Below are 18,850 nucleotides of genomic sequence, written 5' to 3' on the forward strand. Positions count from 1 at the left end.
GCACCACCTTCACAGGTCAAGAATCATGCCGCCGATGGTCAGGCCCGCAGCCGTGCCCATCATCAGCAAACGCTGGCCTGCCACGGCCCGCCCCGTCATCACCGCCTCGTGCAGGGCGGTGGGCAGGGACGCGGCCACCTGGTTGCCATGCGTTTCAAAGATCTTGATGATTTTAGCATCGGGAACGTCAAGGATGCGCGCCGCATGCGCGAGCCCCAGCGGGCTGGCCTGGTGCGGCACGACCACGTCGACTTTTTGCAGTCCCGCGCCCGATTCGGCCATTAGTTCCGCGAGGAAATCCGGCATCACCTTGACGGCCAGGCGGAACACGGCCTTGCCATCCATGCGGAACAGGTAATCGCCCGGCTCGCAGCCGTTGCGCGGGTTGCGCTCGGTGCCGCCACCGCGGATTTCGCAGTAGCGCCGCCCTTCCGGATACGTGCCCATCTTGTAGGCGCGGATGCCGGCGCTGCCGTCGCCCCGCTCGACGATGACGGCGGCGGCGCCGTCGCCGAAGATCATCGACGCTTCCGGCTCGCTCCAGTCGACCCCGCGCGAGGCGAGGTCGGACGAGACGATGGCGATGCGCCGGTAGGCGCCGCCGGCCAGCATCGAGGCGGCCACGCGGAAGGCGGCCATGAAGCTGAGGCAGCTGGCGTTGACGTCGAAGCTTTGCGTGCCTGGCGGCAATCCCGCGTGTTCGGCCACGAAGCAGGCCGTGTTCGGCAACGCTTGCTCGGGCACGCCGTTGGCGCAGATCAGCAAATCGATGTCGGCCGGACGCAGGCTGGCGTTCTTCAGCGCGTCGAGCAGGGCGGCGGCGCCCAGCTGGCTTTGCGATTCATCGGGCGCGGCGACAAAGCGCGACAGCACGCCGCTTTTGCGCAGGGTATAGCCGGCCGGGTGGCCCAAAGTCAGGTCCAGGCTGGCGGACGTCACGCTCAGCGACGGCACGGCCTTGCCCGTCGCGATCAGGCGAACTGGAATCATGTTGGCCTTAACAAAGTAAAGTAAATATGGTTATGAGTTAATCGCGTGCCAGCGGCGGCAATGCGACACCGCAGTTCTTGCAGAAATTGGCATCGTCATCGAGCCCTTCTTTCAGGCACGTGGGACAGGTACGCGTGGTGACCAGCTTGGAACTGCGCTGTACCGTCATTTCGGCGCTGATAATGCCGGTAGGCACTGCCAGGATGCCCCAGCCGAGCAGCATCATCAGCGAAGCGATGGTGCGCCCGATGTCCGTCTTCGGCGTGATATCGCCGAAACCGACCGTGGTCATGGTGCTGATGGCCCAGTAAATCGACGTGGGGATACTGCTGTAACCGTTTTCCGGCCCTTCCACGACATACATCACAGTACCCAACAGAAAGACCACCATCATGACAAAAGACAAGAAAATGAGGATCTTGCGCCGGCTGGCCAGCAAGGCCCGCCCCAGCACCGTGTATTCATGCACATACGACGTGAGCTTGAGGATACGGAACATGCGCAGCAGGCGCAAAATCCGCACGTCGATCAGCACGTGCGCGCCCGGCAGCAGCAAGCCGATGTAGGTCGGCACGATGGCCAGCAAGTCGATGATGCCGAAAAAACTCTTGGCGTAGCGCACCGGATGCTGCAGGCACGCCAGGCGGGCGAAATATTCGATGGTAAATAAAATGGTGAAAAACCATTCGAGCGCCGTCAGCCAGCTGCCATAGCGCTCGGCCACGGAGGCGACACTGCTGAGCACGACCACCGTCACGCTGATCAGGATGGCGGCGATCAGCAGCAGGTCGAAGGCGCGGCCCGTGCGCGTTTCCGCCTCGAAAATGACGGTGTACACCTGCTCGCGCCAGCCCCGCTCGGGCTTGCCATATTTCTGTTGCGTTTCCTGCGCGGCAATTTGCTGCGGCGTCAACGGGGCCGCCCCGCTCTTCGTCGCGGCTTTCATGTGGGTAATGTGCTCATATACTATTATTGTATAGATAATTTACAAAGCACGGCCACACGCACTGTTGCGTTACGACAGCTTCTTCGCCAGCAGCACGGCATTGCGCCGGTCGCGCTCGGCCTGCACGATGTCCGTCGTGCGCGCTTCCGACAGGCCCACCGTGTGCAGCACGGTAGCCGTCAGCTGCAGCGCCGATTCCAGCGCCTCGGGCACGACGAGGGTGGCGCCCGCCTGTATCAGGGCCACCGCATGCGCCTCGTCGCGGGCCCGCGCATACACGGGCAGCAGCGGATATTCGCGGCGGATCGATTTCACGGCGTGCAGCACGGACGCCGCATGGTCCATCGTCAGCACCACGGCCGCGGCCCGGTCCGCATTGACCTTTTGCAACAATTCCGCGCGCGACGCATCGCCGAAATACACGGGAAAGCCGCGCGGATGCAGGGTCGTCACCAGCCGGGCATCGTTTTCAATCGCCACATACGCGATGTCCTGCTCCGTCAGCACCTTGGCCAGCAACTGCCCCACCCGGCCGAAACCGGCGATGATGACGGTGCTGCCCTGCGGCGGCGGCGCGCCGTGCGCCAGGTCGGCCAGCTGATGGTGGTGGCGCTTTTCCCACCAGTTGCCGAAGGCGCGCGCCGCCTTGGCCAGCGCCGGCGTGGCAAACAGGCTCAGGCCCACCACCAGCATGACGAACTGCGCCACCTGCGGGCCGATCAGCTTCGTGCCCAGCGCATATGCGACGACGATGAAGGCGAATTCGCCGCCCTGCCCCAGCAGCACGCCCGTTTCCACGGCGCGCCCCCAGTGAAAGCCGCCGAGGCGGAAAATCACGCTGATGACCAGGGTTTTTACCGCAAACAGGCTCAGCACGGCCAGCGGGATCAGAATCGGCGACTTGAGGATTTCGCGCACGTCGATCTGCATGCCCACCGACATGAAGAACAAGCCCATCAGCAAACCTTTGAAGGGCTCGATCGTCACTTCCACTTCATGGCGGAATTCCGTTTCCGCCAGCAGCAAGCCCGCCAGCAAGGCGCCCAGCGCCATCGACAGGCCCGCCAGGTAGGTCAAACCCGCGATGCCCAGGGTGCTGAGCAGGGTCAAGGCCATGAACACGTCGGGCTGGCGTTTCTTGACGAAAAACTGGAACAGGGGACGAATCACGCGGCGCCCCAGCAGATAGATCAGCAGGATGGCGCCCGCCGATTTCACGGCCGCAAAGCTGAGCAGGTAGGCCAGGTCATCGCTGCGCCCGCTGGCGAACACGTCGATCAGGATAAACAGCGGCACCACCATCAGATCCTGGAACATCAGGATGGAAAAGCCCGCCTGGCCGGCCGGCGTCTGCAGCGAGCGCTGATCGGTCAGCAGCTGCATCACCACGGCCGTGGACGACAGCGACAGCACCAGGCCCAGCACGATGGACGCTTCCAGCGACAGGCCGAAGTAATACGCGACGCCGCCGATCAGGCAGGCACTGACGGCCACTTGCCCCACGCCCGCGCCGAATACCCAGCGCCGCAGCGCCCACAGCCGTTCCGTCGACAATTCCAGGCCGATCATGAACATCAAAAACATCACGCCCAGCTCGGCCAGGCCGCTGACCTGCTCGGCGCGCACGAACGAGAAATACGTCAGCCACGTAAAGTCGCCCGCCCACAGGCCGAAGCCGAACGGACCGAACAGGCAGCCGACGGCCAGAAAACCAAGCACCTGGTTGACCTTCAGGCGTTGCAATAGCGGAATAAAAATCCCGGCCAGGGCGAGAAACAGCAAAGTTTCCCGCAAATACGGTAAGGCGTGTTGCTCTTCCAAGATAATCCTAACTTAATGACATCTATGTCGAATTGATAATTGTCGCATGCACTGCCGCAGCGAAGTCAGTGCACACCCGATATTTTTGCCACAAGGCAATATATTCGCTCCCGGCACCCTATTTCGGCGGCGCCAGCATGTCCGCGCGGGGGCGGTCCCAGCCCGGCACGTAGGCGGGACACGGGCGGCTGCGGAACTGCTGCAGTTCCACGGTCGTGAAATTGGGCAGCATGCCGGGATTGAAGCGCACGTCCGTCAGCTTGTCCGCATTCAATCTGGGCATGCGGGCAAAACGGAACCAGGCGTCCACATAGCAATTGTCTTCCTGCAAGGCACGCAAAGCGGCCAGGCTGCCGGCCGCCTGAGCGGAGACGGCGATGCCGGGCGCCAGTTGCTGGCCCCGCTTGCCCGTTTCCGCCAGGCCGGCCGGGCAGGCGGCGGGCGCCAGCGCCCCAGGCAACAGGCTCAGGGTGCCGCGCCGCAGAGTGTACACGTCCGTCTTGCTGTCGAGCGAAACGTAAATCCAGCACAGCGGGTTGCTGGGAAACGCCGTCATCGCCACGTCCCACACGCGCGTGCCCGGGTCCAGCCGCTGCACGGCCGCCTCGATGCGGCTGCGGCCGAGGGCCGACGCCACGCCCTGCGTGCCGATGAACGTGGCCGCCAGCGCAAAGGCCAGCAGCAGCGGTCCGCGCCCCCGCTCGCCGGCCCGCCCTTGCAGCACGGCCAGCACCACGCCCAGCCCCAGCAAGACGGCCAGCGAGGCGGGCGCCAGATAGGTTTTATAGGTGAAGAAGCACAGGGCCGCCGCCAATCCCGCCAGCAGCACGCTTTTAACGATGCCGTAGCGCAAAGACATGATCACGGGCACGCCCAGCAGCACCCAGAACATGGGCTCGACGATGAAGACCATATCGCCATACAGCCAGCGGCTGTTGAACGGATAAAACGGGTGCAAGCCATAGGAATTGAGGAAATCCATGCCCATGTGCAAGCAGAATCCCAGCAGCAGACAAGCCGCCAGGCCGATGCGGGCGGGCACGCTTTCCTTCAGCAAGCGCCGGGCGCCGGGCCACAGCAGCCACAGCAGGGCCAGCAACAGCAGCGCCTGCGGCAAGGCCAGCAGCAAGGTATGCGTGTGGCCCCGGTGGTGCAGCATGTAGCCGAAGGGGCGCGGCAGCAGCCTGGTCAGCACCAGGTCCAGGTCGGGCGCGTTGCTGGCGAACCAGGCCGTAAACAGAAACAGCGCACGCCGGGTGCGCTGGGCGGGGGCTTGCGGCTCGGGCGGCAGGCTGCGGTGTACCAGTTCGCCGACCCCGAGGCCGATGACCGAATGCGTAATATTATCCATCGGGCAATTTTACAGGATACGGCCACCCCAAGAGCAAAGGCTGGGGTCGTACCCTGAGGGTACGACCCCGGATTCTGCCATTGGGTTTGTTCAATCAAGCGGCTACAGCGCCTGTAAATCTTCCCCACGCATGCCCACCAGCAAGGCGCGGCCATCGGGCAGCACGCGGAACTCGCCATAGCGGGCCTTTTCCCAGCGCGCCGCCTCGCCTTCCTTGAAGAACCAGGCATCGCTGACCAGCACCCAGTTGCCATCCTTCGGCGTCAGCTCGAGCAGGAATTCGCCGGGCGCCAGCGCCTCCTTGGTGTACGGGCGCAGCAGTTCCGCCACGCCCCGTGCGTCGCGCCTGGCCACGACGAGGGGCCGGCCTGGCGCCCGCTCCACGCTGGCCAAAGTGGACAGGACGCCCAGGTTGACGAAATTGAGGCGCATGTAGTCGCCCTGCATCAGCGAGCGGGGATCGACGGGTTCCAGCGCCACGAAGATCGCTTGCCCCTTGGCGATCAGCTGCTCTTTTTGCCAAATGCTGCCATTGGCGACCAGCAACACCAGCAGCAAGCCTCCCAGCACGCCCAGGCGGACATGGCGGCCTTGCGCAACCACGCCCGCCGGTTTGCTTTCCACCAGGTGCAGCACGGCGCCGCGCATGGCCAGCCACGACAGGGCGCACAGCAGCGCGCCGGCCACGGCCAGCAGCGCCGCCTTGCTGGCCAGCGGCCAGGCCAGCTGGTAATAAAAGCTGCCGATGATCCACGCCGCCGCCAGCGCGGCCGCCACGGCCACGCGCGAGCGCCCGCTCGTCACGCAATACGCGAGGATCAGCAGCACGGGCCCCAGCGCCGGCATGAACCACGCCAGCACGACCAGCACCAGCGCCACGCCGATGGCAGGCAGCTGGCGCAGCGCCGGCCAGCGCCATCCCGTCCAGGCAGCCCCCGCCGTGGCCAGCACGAGCGAGACGCCATTCAATGCTTGCGCATACCAGGCGCCGGCCTGGTGCCGGGCCACTTCGCGCGCCACGTCGCCCGTGAAGCCGCCGCCCAGGGCACCGCCCAGCATGAAGGTCATGCCGGACCAGAAGACCAGCCCCAGCAAGATGGCCAGGACCCACCCCGTCGACAGCGATTCCAGGAAGGCGGCGACGGGTGCGCCGCGGCCATCGTTGAAGGCCTGCTTTTGCAGCCAGTGGACGCCAAGCCAGCAAGCCAGGGCCAGCATCCAGGCCAGATACAGTTGCGTCGGATCGTTGTCGAAAATCCAGTCGCGCGTGCTGTCGATGATGCCCAGCCCCAGCAAGCCGCAGGCGACCAGCCCCAGCAGCACGCGCAGCCAGTCGCGCGGCAAGGCGGCAGCCACCACCAGGGTTGCCAGGCACAGCAGCAGCGACGCCGTCTGCGTGGAATAGTCGCGGTACAAGGCGTAGCCGAGCAAACCGCCGCCCACCAGCAGGCAGGGCACGGCCAGCTGTTCGAGAAACAGCGCCACGCCGCGCGTGCGGATCAGCAGCACGGCCGCCACCAGCACGATGGCGGCCACGACATACGCGCCGGGGCCGTGGCGCACGACGCTTTCCAGGCCCACGCCCAGCGCAATCATCAGGGGAATGGCGGCCAGCCAGGCGCCGAAGGCAGTCATCAGCACCAGCGGCCACGGCCGGACATCCTGCACGGGACGGGCGGCGTCGGGCGGCAGCAGGCCGGCGCGCGTGGCGTCGTCGATCAGGGTGGCGAGCGCATCGGCTCGTTGGCTATTGATATTGCTCATGCCGCCTCCTGGCGCGTACGCCACAAAATGCCTTGCACGGTCAGCGCCAGCAGCACGGCGGCGACCAATCCCAGCATGATCAGCTTGCCCACCTCACTGCCGCCGCCACCGTTGAACAGCAAATACATCAAGCCCCCCACCAGCAGGGTATTCAGGCCCAGCGCCACGGCGCTCAGGCCGAACACGTCAAAGAACTGACTCGTGGCCAGCACCGTAGCGGCGACAGCCAGCAAGACCAGCCCCGCCCAGTACGGCGACCCGACCTCGCTGCCGAACAGGGCGCTGACAGCCGTGCCCGTGATGAGGATGGTGGCCAGCACCAGGCCCAGGCGCAAGGACCAGCTGCCCGCTCCCGTCCAGCGCGCCAGCAAAGGCGACACGAACGCACACGCGGCCAGCACGGCCAGCCAGCCGCCGACGAAGATGGACAGATCGCTTGAATCGATGCGCCAGCTGTGGTGCGCATGCGCCTGCATCCACAGGGGGACGGCCGTCGAAAAGATCAGCATCCATGGCGTCCACAGCACGTCGCTGCGCGCGACTAAACACAGGGGCAAGGCCAGCACGGCCCACAGGGCGAACAATTGCCAGGGATCGGCGCCCGTCTGGTAGGTCTGGCCGAAATATGCGAACAGGCCGCCGATGGTCAGCAAGGCCAGCAGCAGCAAGGGGACTCTCGCCTTGGGCACGGCAAACGCACCCACGCAGGCGGCGGCCAGCATGCCTTGCAGCAGGGCAAAGCGGCCCACGCGGCCCAGGTCTTCCCAGTTGGCGGCGACCCAGAAAATCAGACCCATGCCCAGCAGCGCGGCGCCCAGCACGGCCACGCCGCGCGGCAGCCAGTAGGCCAGGCGCGCCGGTTCGCGCTGGAAGCCGGCCACTTCCTGCAACTGCCGGGTTTGTTGGGCATCGAGCGCATGGGTCGAGGCGAGCTGATACACGGCGAGGCGTAGATCCATCGTCTGCTTTCTGTGGGAATGGTGGGGAAATCGGGGAGTCGGGTCAGCGCTCGACGCTGACGCCGCGCCAGAAGGCGACGTGGCCGGCAATTTGCTTGGCGGCATCCTTGGGCTGGGGGTAAAACCAGGCCGCGTTGGCATTCGTCTGGCCATCGACGACGAGGTCGTAATAGCTGGCCGTGCCCTTCCATGGGCAAATGCTGGTGTGGCTGCTGGGACGCAGATAGGCCTGCGTCACCGCCGACAAAGGAAAATATACATTGTTTTCAACGACTTGCACCTGCGCATCGGTGGCTTGCGCGATGACGGCGCCATTCCAGCTGGCTGTTGGCATTTGACTATCCTCCTTCTGCGCCGAGTGTAGCGCAAAAAGTCCGCCATGGCGCGCGCCGTTGGCGCCTGGCTTAAGCGCCGCTGATGATCTGGCGCAAGGCTTGCTCAAACACTTCGGGCGGCTGGCCGCCGGAAATCAGGTGACGCTCGTTGATGATGACGGCTGGCACGGAATTGATGCCGTTCTGCTGGTAGAAGCGCTCCTGCGCGCGCACCTCGTCCGCATACGCATCGGAGGCCAGCACCTCGGCCGCTTTCGCGGTATCGAGGCCCACGTCGCCCGCGACTTTCAGCAGCACCTCGTGCGAGGACGGATTCTGGCCTTGCGTGAAGTAGGCATCGAACAGCGCCATCTTGAGTTCCTTCTGGCGCCCCTCCAGAGCGGCCCAGTGCAGCAGCCGGTGCGCATCAAACGTGTTGTAGATGCGGCCGCGCTTGTCCATGGCAAACGTAAAGCCCAGCTGCTCGCCGCGCGCGCGGATCGCTTCGCGCGACTGCGCCATCTGTTCCGGCGTGGAGCCGTATTTGCGGGCGATGTGTTCGCCGATATCCTCGCCTTCGGGCGGCATGTTCGCGTTCAGCTCGAAGGGCTGGAAGTGGATCTCGGCCTGGACGGTGCCGTCCAGCTTGTCCAGCGCCTGCTCCAGCGATTTCAGGCCGATCACGCACCAGGGGCAGGAAACGTCGGAAACGAAATCGATACGGAGGGGAACGGGGGAGGCGGAGGAGGTGGAGACAGTCATGGTGGGCAGCCTTTGCGCGGGTCGGTGGCGGCCGCACCGCGCGGCGCCGCAAGCACAGCATATGCGTGCGGGCCGCGGGAAATCAAGCGCTTACTTCTTCTTCGCGGGCGCCTTGGCCCCATCCTTCTTGCCGCCGATCTTGCTTTCCTTGCCAGAGAGCAAGTTCGCGATATTCTGGCTGTGGCGATAGGCCAGCAGCACGCTCATGACGATGACGGCCAGCAAGATGGGGTCGACGCCGAACAGCAAGCCATAGTAAAACGGGGCGAACAGGGCCGCCACCAGGGCTGCCAGCGAGGAATAGCGGAACGCATAGGCAATGATCAGCCAGGTGGCCAGGGTCGCCAGGCCCAGCCAGGGATTGATGCCCAGCAACACACCGAGGGCCGTGGCCACGCCCTTGCCGCCGACAAAGCGGAAAAACACGGGCCACAGATGGCCGAGGAAGACGGCGATGGCGACCAGGGCCACGGCCGTGTCGCCCACGCCCAGCGCGCTGGCAAAATGGTCGGCCAGGAACACGGCCAGCCAGCCCTTGGCGCCATCGCCCAGCAGGGTCATGATGGCAGCGCCCTTGTTGCCGCTGCGCAGCACGTTGGTGGCGCCCGGATTCTTCGAGCCATAGGTGCGCGGATCGGCAATGCCGTAGACCTTGCTCATCACCACGGCAAACGATATCGAGCCGAGCAAGTAAGCGGCCACTGTCATTGCCACGGTTGTGATTACTGGATTCATTTCTTCCCTTTATTGTGTTTATTGCACCAGCATCGGGGCTGGCGCAGCAGAATATACACCAGCGTCCAGCCTACGGACAGGGTGGCGTCTGGTTTTCTTAATCCTGCAGCGCGCACTGCACCGGCTTGGCCTTGAGCAAGTCGAGCAAGACCTGCGGCGCCAGCGAGACGAGGAAACCGCGCCGTCCGCCATTGATGTAGATGCGCGGCAATTCCAGGATCGACGCTTCCACGTAGACGGGCATGGCCTTCTTCGTGCCGAACGGCGACGTGCCGCCGATCATGTAGCCGGAATGGCGCTGCGCCACTTCGGGCTTGCACGGCTCGACGGATTTGCAGCCGATGCCGCGCGCCAGGTTCTTGGTCGATACCTTGCAATCGCCATGCATGAGCACGATCAGCGGCTTGGCCGCCTCGTCCTGCATCACCAGGGTCTTGATCACCGCATGTTCCGGCACCCCCAGCTCGCGCGCCGAGACGCTGGTGCCGCCGTGTTCTTCATACGGATACGGGTGTTCTTCGAAGGAAACTTGATGCTTGCGCAGCAGCTGCGTCGCCTGGGTTTCGGAAATATGCTCTTTTTTAGCCATGCGTGATACGCTGATCGTTCAGTGAGGAGTCCTAATTATGCAGCAAGAAATCCGCTTTGCCACCTTCAATGTCTGCAACCTGGCCCCCGCCGGGGCAAAATTGTATGACAACCTGGAACCGTTGAGCCCCGCGCAATACGCAGCCAAGGCGGAATGGACGGCGCGGCAGATCGACCTGCTCGACGCGGACGTGATCGCCTTCCAGGAAATTTTCTCGCAAGCGGCCCTGCGCGACGTGCTGTCGCGCACGCGCCATTACCGCGAAGCCACCCTGGCCGGCTACGATGCGACGGATATTGCCGGACGCATGCTGCCCACGGTGGCGCTCGTGTCGCGTTTGCCGCTGGCGGGCGCCGGTGTTGCCTGGACGGATTTTCCGGCCGGCGTGACCGCGTCCGCCGACGACAATGCCTGCCGCTTCGCCCGCGCACCGCTGCACGTGCAGCTGCTCTTGCCGGGAGGACAACTCACCGACGTGGTCGTCGTGCATCTGAAATCGCGCCGGCCCGACTACCGCCATGGCGACGGCAACGACGCCATCGCCTACGCGCTGGCCAACCTGCGCTCGCTGCAGCGGCGCGGCGCGGAAGCGGTGGCCCTGCGCGTGCTGGCAAGCGAACTGGGTCACAGCGGCCGTCCCCGCATCGTGCTGGGCGACTTCAACGACATCGCCAATGCCGTCACCACGTCCATCGTCATGGGCGCGGGCGCGCCGTGCGAACCGGGCATGGAAATGCGCGCGCGCCTGTACGACGCCAACGCCATCGCCCTGCGCCAGGATGCGGCGCGCCACGCGGGCTACACGAATATCCACGACAGCGCCTACATGACGATCGACCACATCCTCGTGTCCGAGCATTTCCACGCCGCCTCGCCGCGCGCCATCGGCGCCGTGCTCGATGTGAACTACCTGAACGACCATTTGCTGCTGGGCCTGCCGCATGCCTCCGACCATGGCCAGGTCTTGATGCGCATCAAGCTGCTGGGAAACATTAACTAATTCAATAACTTCGCCAGCACACTGCCCGCCACTTGCGCGCTGGCAAAGCGCCCCTGGTATTGCTGGCAGCCCTGCGCCCGCAGATACGCGAGCTGCTGCGCCGTTTCCACGCCTTCCGCGATCACCGTCAATTGCAGCTCGCGCGCCATGGCGATGATGGTGGCGGCGACGGCCGTGTCGGACTCGCCTGCCGCGTCGTCCGCCGCGGCGGGCAGGAAGGATGGGTCGATCTTGAGTTTATCCACCGGGTAATGGCGCAGATTGGCCAGGCGCGAATAGCCGGTGCCGAAGTCGTCGATGGCCAGCCTGGCGCCCAGCGCGCGCAGCTGCGCCAGCACGCCGGCCAGGCGCGCGCCGCCCTTCATCAGCAAGGACTCCGTCACTTCCAGTTCCAGGCAGCCGGCGGGCAAGCCCGACATGGCCAGCGCCTCTTGCACGCTGAGCAATAAATTATTGTGCTGGCATTGCGCCGGCGACAGGTTCACGGCCACCCTCCAGGCATGGCCCGCATCGTGCCAGGCGCGTGCGCGCAGGCAGGCGTGGCGCAGTACCCAGTTGCCAATCGACACCATCAAGCCGCACTCCTCGGCCACGGCGATGAAGCGCTCGGGCGGCAGCACGCCCAGTTGCGGGTGGCGCCAGCGCAACAAGGCTTCGGCGCCGACGATTTGCCCGCTGGCAACGTCCAGCGCGGGCTGGAACTCGAGCACGAATTCATCGCGCCCCAGCGCTTCGCGCAAGCCGTGCTCCAGGCTGGCCCGCTCGACGATTTGCGCATTCATTTCGGCATTGAAAAACTGGAAATTGTTGCGCCCGCTTTCCTTGGCGTGGTACATGGCGATGTCGGCGTTGTGCACGAGGCTCTCAATATTGTCTCCATCGCTGGGAAAGATGGCCACGCCGATCGACGCCGACACCTGCAGCTCATAGCCGCCCAGCTGGTACACCTGCGTGACGGCATGCAGCAGGCTGGCCGCCACATGGGCCGCCTGGTCGATGCCGCCCACCTCGGCCAGGATGATGACGAACTCGTCGCCCCCATGCCGGCTGACCGTGTCGACGCCGCGCACGCAGCGCACGAGGCGCCGCGCCACCTCCTTGAGCAGCAAGTCGCCCACGTGGTGGCCCATGCTGTCATTGATGTGCTTGAAGTGATCGAGATCCAGGTACAGAATGGCCAGCATGCTCAGCTTGCGCCGCGCCGCCGCCAGCGCCAGCGACAGCCGGTCCAGCAGCAGCACCCGGTTCGGCAAGTCGGTGAGGAAATCGTGCTCGGCCAGGTGGCGCGTGTGCTCCTCGTTCTTCTTGCGCTCGCTGATATCGCTGAGGATGGCCAGGTAATTGCTCAATTGCCCCTGCGGGTCGCGGATGGCCGTCAGCGACAGCCAGGCCGGATAACGCCCGCCCGCCTTGCGCTGGCCCACGATATCGCCTTGCCAATAGCCATTCGCATCGACTTCATCCCACACGGGCTCGAAAAATGCCGGCGTGTCCGGCTCCATGCCGTGCAGGATGAAGTGCTTGCCCAGCATGTCGTCCAGGCTGTAGCCGCTGATCTCGCTGTACGCGGGATTCATGCTGACGACGCGCTGCTGCGGGTCCAGCACGACGATGGCCTCGCGTGCGTGCTCCACCACCTGCGCCGACAGGTGCCACGCCTGCTCGGCCAATTTACGGGAAGAAATATCGCGGATCACGGCGTAAAACAGATAGGTGTGGTCGAGCGTGACGGAGGTGAGCAGCACTTCGCCCCAGAACAGTTCCCCCAGGCACGTCTGATAGCGCCAGTCATAGCGACAATTGCCGTCCGCGTGCGCCTGCGCCGCCATCTGCGTGCCGCGCAACGAGGACAATTGGCCATCGGGCTGGCGCAACGGTGAAAAATCGCTGAGGCGGCGCCCCAGCAGCCGTGGCCGGTCTTCGCATTGAAACAGGGCAATGGCGGCCGGATTCGCCTCGGCGATATGCTCGTCGCGCAGCAGCACGATGGCGTCGGCGGACTTGTCGTACAACTGGCGGAAATTGTCGCCCATCAGCAACAAGGCGCCCTGCGCCGCGCCATCCTGGCCGCTGGCCGTGATGTCGACATCGATGCAGACCACTTGCCGCACGCTGCCGGACTGCATGACAGGAAACACGGTGGAACAGATGCAGCGCGGCGCGGCGCCGTCGGCATCGAGCTTCCACAGGCGCATGCCGCGCGCCTTGCCGCTGTCCCACACGGCCGCCAGTTCCGCGTGGCCGTCGTCGAACCCGCCCTGGCCTTGCGGCAAGGCGGCGGCCACGCCGGCCCAGGCCTGGCCCAGGGCCAGTTCGGCCGGCACGCCATACAGGCGCGCCGCGCCAAAGCTCCAGTAGCGCACGATGCCGTCGCGGTCGATGCCGCGCACGGCCAGGCCAGGCGCCTGTTCGACGGCAGCGACGATGATGGACAGCAAGTCGAGCGCCCTGGCGGCCGGTCCTGCATCCGGCGCGGCGGCAAGCAAACGGCCCGGCGACGGGGCGGCTGCGGCAATCCGGTCTGACATCAGGCCCCCCGTGGCGCGGCCACACCGCAACCGGCGACCGAGCGGCCCGTCCGGTGGCGCAACCATCACTGCCATTCTTGCGCGCCGGCGAATCGGCTCATTGAGGATGCTCAAGCATCGTCGCATGCCGTATCGGTCTTCAGTCGCCGTTTTCTGCATTCCAGCCCCGATTTTGTGCAATCTGTCGCACGGCGATGGCGGCCGGACTTGAATCTTCCTAAAGTGGCAACATGCGCATCGCCGTGAACGGCCGCAGCGGCAGGCGTGCTGTCTGCGGCCGCCACGGTGATGCGCTACCCGAATTCCCCCCGGCCCGCCGCAGGCCGGCCGCACCGAGACCTGGCGCCGAAACCCTGCGCCGCTCCTGAAAAAACCTATGAAAAACGAGACCCTGCCCCCCGCCTCCCCTCTTGCCGCCACGCGCCGCCGGCGCTGGCGCATGCCCCTCTTGATCCTCGTCGTGCTGGGCCTGGCCGGCGGCGGCTGGACGGTGATGCAGTCGAAGCAACAAGCCGCCAAGGCTGCCGAACAGCAAGCCAGCAAGAAGAAGCAGCAGGCAAAATCCCCCGTGCATGAACTGGCGCAGGGCGACGTGGCCGCCATCGATGCGCGCGCGCTGGCAATCAGCCTGCCCTTGTCCGGCTCCTTGGCGCCCGTGACCCAGGCCACCATCAAGGCCAAGGTTTCCGGCGTGATCCAGGAGACGACCTTGCAGGAAGGCCAGCAAGTGGCCAACGGACAAATCCTCGTGCGCCTCGACGCGGCAGACCAGCGCGCCCGCCTGACGCAGCAGCAAGCCATGCTCGACGAAGCGCAGGCGCGCCTGTCCATGGCGGCCAAGAACGAGGCGAACAGCCAGGCGCTGCTCAAGCAAAAATACATTTCGCAAACGGCCTACGACACGACACAGAATTCCGTCGACCTGGCGCGCGCCAGCGTCAAGTCCGCCGCCGCCATGGTCGACATCGCCCGCATCGCGCTGGCCGACACGGTGATCCGCGCGCCGATGGCCGGCATCGTCAGCAAGCGCCACCTGCAGGCGGGCGAAAAAGTCTCGCCCGACATGCCCGTCTACACCATCGTCAACCTGGCGCAGCTGACCCTGGAAGCGCCCGTGCCCAGCGCAGAGATTCCCCGCATCAAGCTGGGCCAGGAAGTGCGCTTCAAGGTCGACGGCTTCGGCGCGCGCGACTTTGCCGGCAAGGTCACGCGCATCAATCCCACCACCGAGAGCGGCTCGCGCGCCATGCTCGTCTACATCGCCGTCGACAATGGCGATGGCGCGCTGCGCGGCGGCATGTTCGCCAAGGGCAGCATCGTCACCGAGCGATCAATCGTCGCGCCGCTGGTGCCGCTGACGGCCGTGCGCAACGAAAAGCAGGGCCCCGTCGTGTATGCGCTGGTGGGCAACAAGGTCGTCGCCCAGCCCGTCACCCTGGGCTTGCGCAACGAGGATGAAGGCTATGCGGAAGTCAAATCGGGCCTGGTGCCGGGCGCGAAAGTCATCATCGCCAGACTCGATGGCGTAAAACCGGGCCACGGCGTGACCTTCGCCACGCAATCAGCGACACCCGCCGCGCCGGCGGCCGTGCTGGCACGGAAGGATTAAGCCATGTGGATGACCAAAGTCAGTATTCAAAACCCCGTCTTCGCCACCATGGTCATGGTGGCGCTGGTGGTGCTGGGCATCTTCTCCTACCGGGGCCTGGGCGTGGAGAGCATGCCCAGCGTGCAATTTCCGTTCGCCGCCATCGAAGTGAACTACCCGGGCGCCTCGCCCGAAGCCGTGGAAAACGACATCACGCGCCCCATCGAGGACGCCGTCAATACCGTCAGCGGCATCAAGACCATCCGCGCCAACTCGTGGGAAGGACGCGCCGGCGTCTACCTGGAATTCGAGCTGTCGACCAACATGGACAAGGCCATGCAGGACTTGCGCGACAAGGTGGCGCTGGTCCGTCCGCGCTTCCCGAAGGAAGCCAAGGACCCGTTCATCGCCCGTGCCGAGGGCGACAACGAGCGCCCCATCGCCACCATCGTGCTGACCTCGACGGGGCATGACCTGCGCTCGCTGTCGACCATGACGGAACAGATCATCAGCAAGCGTTTTCAGGGCGTGGCCGGCGTGGGGCAAGTCAAGCTGCGCGGCCTGCGCGCGCGCCAGATCCTCATCAGCATGAAACCGATCGAACTCAATGCCCAGGGCATCGGCGTCGATGAAGTCATCCGCGCCATCCAGGCGACGAATACCAATCTGCCGGCCGGCTCCATCAGCCATGGCGCGGCCGAACAGCTGGTGCGCGTGGAAGGCAAGATCAAGGATGCGCGCGAATTCGGCAAGATCATCGTCGCGCGCCGCGCCGTCGGCCCCGTCTACCTGGACCAGGTGGCCACCGTCGTCGACGGCGAGCAGGAAGAACTGTCGATTTCGCGCATGAACGGCCAGCAAGCCGTGACCATGGAAATCACCAAGGTGCAGGACGCCAACGTGGTCGAAGTGGGCACCGGCATCCTGAAAGTGGCGGCCGACCTGCAAAAAACGCTGCCGCCCGATATCACCCTGCGCGTGCTCGATGACGAGTCGGAACGCGTGCAAAGCCAGCTCAATAACGTCAAGCGCACCATCATCGAAGGCGCCGTGCTGACCATGGTGATCGTCTTCCTGTTCCTGCACTCGTGGCGCTCGACCATCATCACGGGCTTGACCTTGCCGATCTCCGTGCTGGCCAGCTTCATCGCCATGAAGGCCTTCGGCTTCACCCTGAACTTTTTGACCCTGATGGCGCTGTCGCTGTGCATCGGCCTGTTGATCGACGACGCCATCGTGGTGCGCGAAAACATCGTGCGCCACCTGGGCATGGGCAAGAACCACTACAAGGCGGCCAACGACGGCACCAATGAAATCGGTCTGGCCGTGATGGCCACCACGTTCGCCATCGTCGCCGTGTTCGTGCCCGTCGCCTTCATGGACGGCATCATCGGCCGCTTCTTCCTGCAGTTCGGCATCACCGTGGCCGTCGCCGTGCTGGTATCGCTGTTCGTCAGCTTCACGCTCGACCCCATGCTGTCGTCCGTCTGGCGCGATCCCGTCAAGGACCGCTTCAAGTACGCGCCGTGGCTGGGCCGCTTCATGGCCTGGATCGAGACGGGCATCGACCGCCTGCACGTATGGTACGGCAAGGTGCTGGCTGTCGCCTTGCGCTGGCGCAAGACCACGCTGGCCACGGCCGTGGCCCTGTTCGCGGGCAGCCTGATGCTCGTGCCGATGATCGGCGGCGAGATGTTCCCGGAAACGGACCAGGGCTGGGTCAACCTGCGCTTCAAGACGCCCGTCGGCTCCAGCCTCGAATACACGGATTCCAAGGTGCGCCAGATCGAAACGGCGCTGAAGGAATTTCCCGAGATCGACAGCCTGGTGGCCAACGTGGGCACCCAGGATGGACGCAATGCGGCCGACGTGAACCTGAAACTGACGGACATCAAGACGCACAAGCGCCGCTCGCAGCAGGAACTGGAAAAGCTGATCCGCGAACGCCTGGCGCCGATTGCCGGCATCACCCTGTCCGTCGGCCAGCGCCCCATCTTCATCGCCATCCTCGGTACCGACGAAGGCAAGCTCGATGCCGTGGCGCACACCCTGATGGACAAGATGCGCAACATCAAGGGCCTGGCCGACATGGAATACAGCCAGGAAGGCGCCAATCCGTCGACCACGGTGAAGATCAACAACGAACTGGCCAGCGACCTGGGACTGTCGGTGCAGCAGATCGGCAATGCCCTGCGGCCGTTCGTGGCGGGCGACACGGTCAGCCACTGGTTAGCCAGCGACGGGCAAAACTACGACGTCAACGTGCAGCTGCCGAAATCGGGCCGTCAGAAAGTGGCCGACCTGGCCGACCTGTCGCTGGCGTCCAGCAAGCTTGACGCAAACGGCAAGCCCGTCATGATTCCGCTGCGCCAGGTGGTCGACTTCGTGCCGTCATCGAGCCCGCAGGTGCTCAAACGCCAGGCCTTGCAGCGCCGGGTCGCCATCTATGCGGGCGTGCAGGGCCGCCCTGCCGGCGACGTCGACGCCGACGTACAAAAGGCCATCAAGTCCATCGACCTGCCGCCGGGTGTGCGCTTCGACGTGGCCGGCAATGCGCAGCAGATGGCCGAAACCATGGGCGGCGCGATGATGGCGCTGGGGATCGCCGTGATCTTCATCTACCTGGTGCTGGCATCGCAGTTCGGCAGCTTCCTGCAGCCGATCGCCATCATGGTGTCGCTGCCGCTGTCCCTGATCGGCGTGCTGCTGGCCCTCCTGATCACGGGCAGTACCCTGAACATCTTCTCCGTGATCGGCTTCATCATGCTCATGGGCCTGGTCACCAAGAATGCGATCCTGCTGGTCGACTTCACCAACCAGCGCCAGCGCGAAGGCCTGGGGCAGTTCGAGGCGCTGATGGAAGCGGGGCAAGTACGCTTGCGCCCCATCCTGATGACGACCCTGGCGATGGTCTTCGGTATGCTGCCGATGGCCATCGGCATGGGCGACGGCGGAGAATCGCAGGCGCCGATGGGCCGCGCCGTCATCGGCGGCGTGATCACCTCGACCTTGCTCACCCTGGTGGTGGTGCCCGTCGCCTACACCTACCTCGACAGCCTGGGCAAGCGCGCCGCGCGTTTCTTCGGCGGCGGCGAGCATGCGCATGCCGAATCCACCGACGACGGCAAAGCACACGCCCACTGATTGACCGGTCGCCTTCACCGTCCCCGCATTGGCGGGGACGACGCGGCGGCTTCCTGAAGAGAGCTTCAGTTGACCAAAGCGGCCCCACTGGCTAGACTGTCCCCGTTATCAATGATATGGAGTGACTCGTGGGTGCTTGTTCCAGTGACAGTAGTCGATTGACCATCGGCGATCGGCCTTAGGCAAGACGCGCGCATTCCGCCCGCCCTGCCCTCGGCAAGGTGCGGTTTTACCAGCGGCAGTACTCTCTCGCCGCCACTTCCCCCTCATCGTTCCACCGTGATCGTCTGCTGCCCCCTTGCGGGCGGATTGTCTTCGCCCTTGCACTCGCCTGTTCCTCCCCAGCCGGGAGAAACTGA

General features: G+C 65.0%; 14 protein-coding genes. 3 read left to right on the forward strand and 11 right to left on the reverse strand.

The window, feature by feature from the left end; translation table 11 throughout:
• Nucleotides 1-9: 9 nt before the first annotated feature.
• The 10 genes from IGS61_RS12875 to ybaK form a co-directional block, all read right to left on the reverse strand.
• Nucleotides 10-990: a 3-oxoacyl-[acyl-carrier-protein] synthase III C-terminal domain-containing protein gene (locus tag IGS61_RS12875; RefSeq protein WP_230539934.1), complete on the reverse strand. Its 981-nt coding sequence runs from the start codon at nucleotides 988-990 to the stop codon at nucleotides 10-12.
• 37 nt (nucleotides 991-1,027) lie between these two features.
• The gene (locus IGS61_RS12880) at nucleotides 1,028-1,936 is read right to left on the reverse strand and encodes an ion transporter (RefSeq protein ID WP_230539935.1); all 909 of its coding nucleotides are present in this window, start codon (nucleotides 1,934-1,936) and stop codon (nucleotides 1,028-1,030) included.
• A 69-nt stretch (nucleotides 1,937-2,005) separates the two neighbouring features.
• Entirely contained in the window at nucleotides 2,006-3,757 is a 1,752-nt protein-coding gene (locus IGS61_RS12885) for a cation:proton antiporter domain-containing protein (protein WP_230539936.1), read from the reverse strand.
• A gap of 118 nt (nucleotides 3,758-3,875) precedes the next feature.
• Nucleotides 3,876-5,108 (reverse strand): metal-dependent hydrolase, encoded by a 1,233-nt coding sequence (locus tag IGS61_RS12890; protein ID WP_230539937.1) that lies wholly within the window; start codon nucleotides 5,106-5,108, stop codon nucleotides 3,876-3,878.
• A 102-nt stretch (nucleotides 5,109-5,210) separates the two neighbouring features.
• Nucleotides 5,211-6,872 (reverse strand): GDYXXLXY domain-containing protein, encoded by a 1,662-nt coding sequence (locus IGS61_RS12895; protein ID WP_230539938.1) that lies wholly within the window; start codon nucleotides 6,870-6,872, stop codon nucleotides 5,211-5,213.
• Nucleotides 6,869-7,831, reverse strand: a complete 963-nt coding sequence (locus tag IGS61_RS12900) for a DUF2157 domain-containing protein (protein ID WP_230539939.1) — start codon at nucleotides 7,829-7,831, stop codon at nucleotides 6,869-6,871. Before IGS61_RS12900 ends, IGS61_RS12895 begins: the two co-directional genes overlap by 4 nt.
• Before the next feature lie 43 nt (nucleotides 7,832-7,874).
• Nucleotides 7,875-8,165 (reverse strand): DUF427 domain-containing protein, encoded by a 291-nt coding sequence (locus tag IGS61_RS12905; RefSeq protein ID WP_230539940.1) that lies wholly within the window; start codon nucleotides 8,163-8,165, stop codon nucleotides 7,875-7,877.
• A gap of 70 nt (nucleotides 8,166-8,235) precedes the next feature.
• A complete protein-coding gene (locus tag IGS61_RS12910) occupies nucleotides 8,236-8,907 on the reverse strand; it encodes a DsbA family oxidoreductase (protein ID WP_230539941.1) in 672 nt (223 codons plus the stop codon).
• Between the two features lie 90 nt (nucleotides 8,908-8,997).
• Complete coding sequence (gene plsY / locus IGS61_RS12915; RefSeq protein WP_230539942.1) at nucleotides 8,998-9,642, reverse strand: glycerol-3-phosphate 1-O-acyltransferase PlsY; 645 nt, start codon at nucleotides 9,640-9,642, stop codon at nucleotides 8,998-9,000.
• 97 nt (nucleotides 9,643-9,739) lie between these two features.
• Nucleotides 9,740-10,231, reverse strand: a complete 492-nt coding sequence (ybaK, locus tag IGS61_RS12920; protein WP_086143850.1) for a Cys-tRNA(Pro) deacylase — start codon at nucleotides 10,229-10,231, stop codon at nucleotides 9,740-9,742.
• A gap of 37 nt (nucleotides 10,232-10,268) precedes the next feature.
• On the opposite strand from ybaK, the gene IGS61_RS12925 reads away from it, so the two are divergent.
• A complete protein-coding gene (locus IGS61_RS12925) occupies nucleotides 10,269-11,231 on the forward strand; it encodes an endonuclease/exonuclease/phosphatase family protein (protein WP_230539943.1) in 963 nt (320 codons plus the stop codon).
• Here IGS61_RS12925 and IGS61_RS12930 read toward each other — a convergent pair.
• Nucleotides 11,228-13,759 carry a sensor domain-containing protein gene (locus tag IGS61_RS12930; protein ID WP_230539944.1) on the reverse strand — a complete coding sequence of 844 codons (2,532 nt, stop codon included), beginning with the start codon at nucleotides 13,757-13,759 and terminating at the stop codon, nucleotides 11,228-11,230. The two genes, IGS61_RS12925 and IGS61_RS12930, sit on opposite strands and share 4 nt — an antisense overlap.
• 376 nt (nucleotides 13,760-14,135) lie before the next feature.
• On the opposite strand from IGS61_RS12930, the gene IGS61_RS12935 reads away from it, so the two are divergent.
• Complete coding sequence (locus IGS61_RS12935) at nucleotides 14,136-15,368, forward strand: efflux RND transporter periplasmic adaptor subunit (RefSeq protein ID WP_230539945.1); 1,233 nt, start codon at nucleotides 14,136-14,138, stop codon at nucleotides 15,366-15,368.
• Between the two features lie 3 nt (nucleotides 15,369-15,371).
• A complete protein-coding gene (locus IGS61_RS12940; RefSeq protein WP_230539946.1) occupies nucleotides 15,372-18,491 on the forward strand; it encodes an efflux RND transporter permease subunit in 3,120 nt (1,039 codons plus the stop codon).
• The last annotated feature ends 359 nt before the right edge of the window (nucleotides 18,492-18,850 follow it).

The organism is Janthinobacterium sp. FW305-129 (genome assembly GCF_020858115.1).
Lineage (GTDB): Bacteria > Pseudomonadota > Gammaproteobacteria > Burkholderiales > Burkholderiaceae_D > Janthinobacterium.

Bases quoted from the DNA above. Each gene is read 5' to 3' on its own strand.
- IGS61_RS12875 (WP_230539934.1), bottom strand. From the start codon at position 990: ATGATTCCAGTTCGCCTGATCGCGACGGGCAAGGCCGTGCCGTCGCTG.
- IGS61_RS12880 (WP_230539935.1), bottom strand. From the start codon at position 1,936: ATGAAAGCCGCGACGAAGAGCGGGGCGGCCCCGTTGACGCCGCAGCAA.
- IGS61_RS12890 (WP_230539937.1), bottom strand. From the start codon at position 5,108: ATGGATAATATTACGCATTCGGTCATCGGCCTCGGGGTCGGCGAACTG.
- IGS61_RS12895 (WP_230539938.1), bottom strand. From the start codon at position 6,872: ATGAGCAATATCAATAGCCAACGAGCCGATGCGCTCGCCACCCTGATC.
- IGS61_RS12900 (WP_230539939.1), bottom strand. From the start codon at position 7,831: ATGGATCTACGCCTCGCCGTGTATCAGCTCGCCTCGACCCATGCGCTC.
- IGS61_RS12905 (WP_230539940.1), bottom strand. From the start codon at position 8,165: ATGCCAACAGCCAGCTGGAATGGCGCCGTCATCGCGCAAGCCACCGAT.
- IGS61_RS12910 (WP_230539941.1), bottom strand. From the start codon at position 8,907: ATGACTGTCTCCACCTCCTCCGCCTCCCCCGTTCCCCTCCGTATCGAT.
- plsY (WP_230539942.1), bottom strand. From the start codon at position 9,642: ATGAATCCAGTAATCACAACCGTGGCAATGACAGTGGCCGCTTACTTG.
- ybaK (WP_086143850.1), bottom strand. From the start codon at position 10,231: ATGGCTAAAAAAGAGCATATTTCCGAAACCCAGGCGACGCAGCTGCTG.
- IGS61_RS12925 (WP_230539943.1), top strand. From the start codon at position 10,269: ATGCAGCAAGAAATCCGCTTTGCCACCTTCAATGTCTGCAACCTGGCC.
- IGS61_RS12930 (WP_230539944.1), bottom strand. From the start codon at position 13,759: ATGTCAGACCGGATTGCCGCAGCCGCCCCGTCGCCGGGCCGTTTGCTT.
- IGS61_RS12935 (WP_230539945.1), top strand. From the start codon at position 14,136: ATGAAAAACGAGACCCTGCCCCCCGCCTCCCCTCTTGCCGCCACGCGC.
- IGS61_RS12940 (WP_230539946.1), top strand. From the start codon at position 15,372: ATGTGGATGACCAAAGTCAGTATTCAAAACCCCGTCTTCGCCACCATG.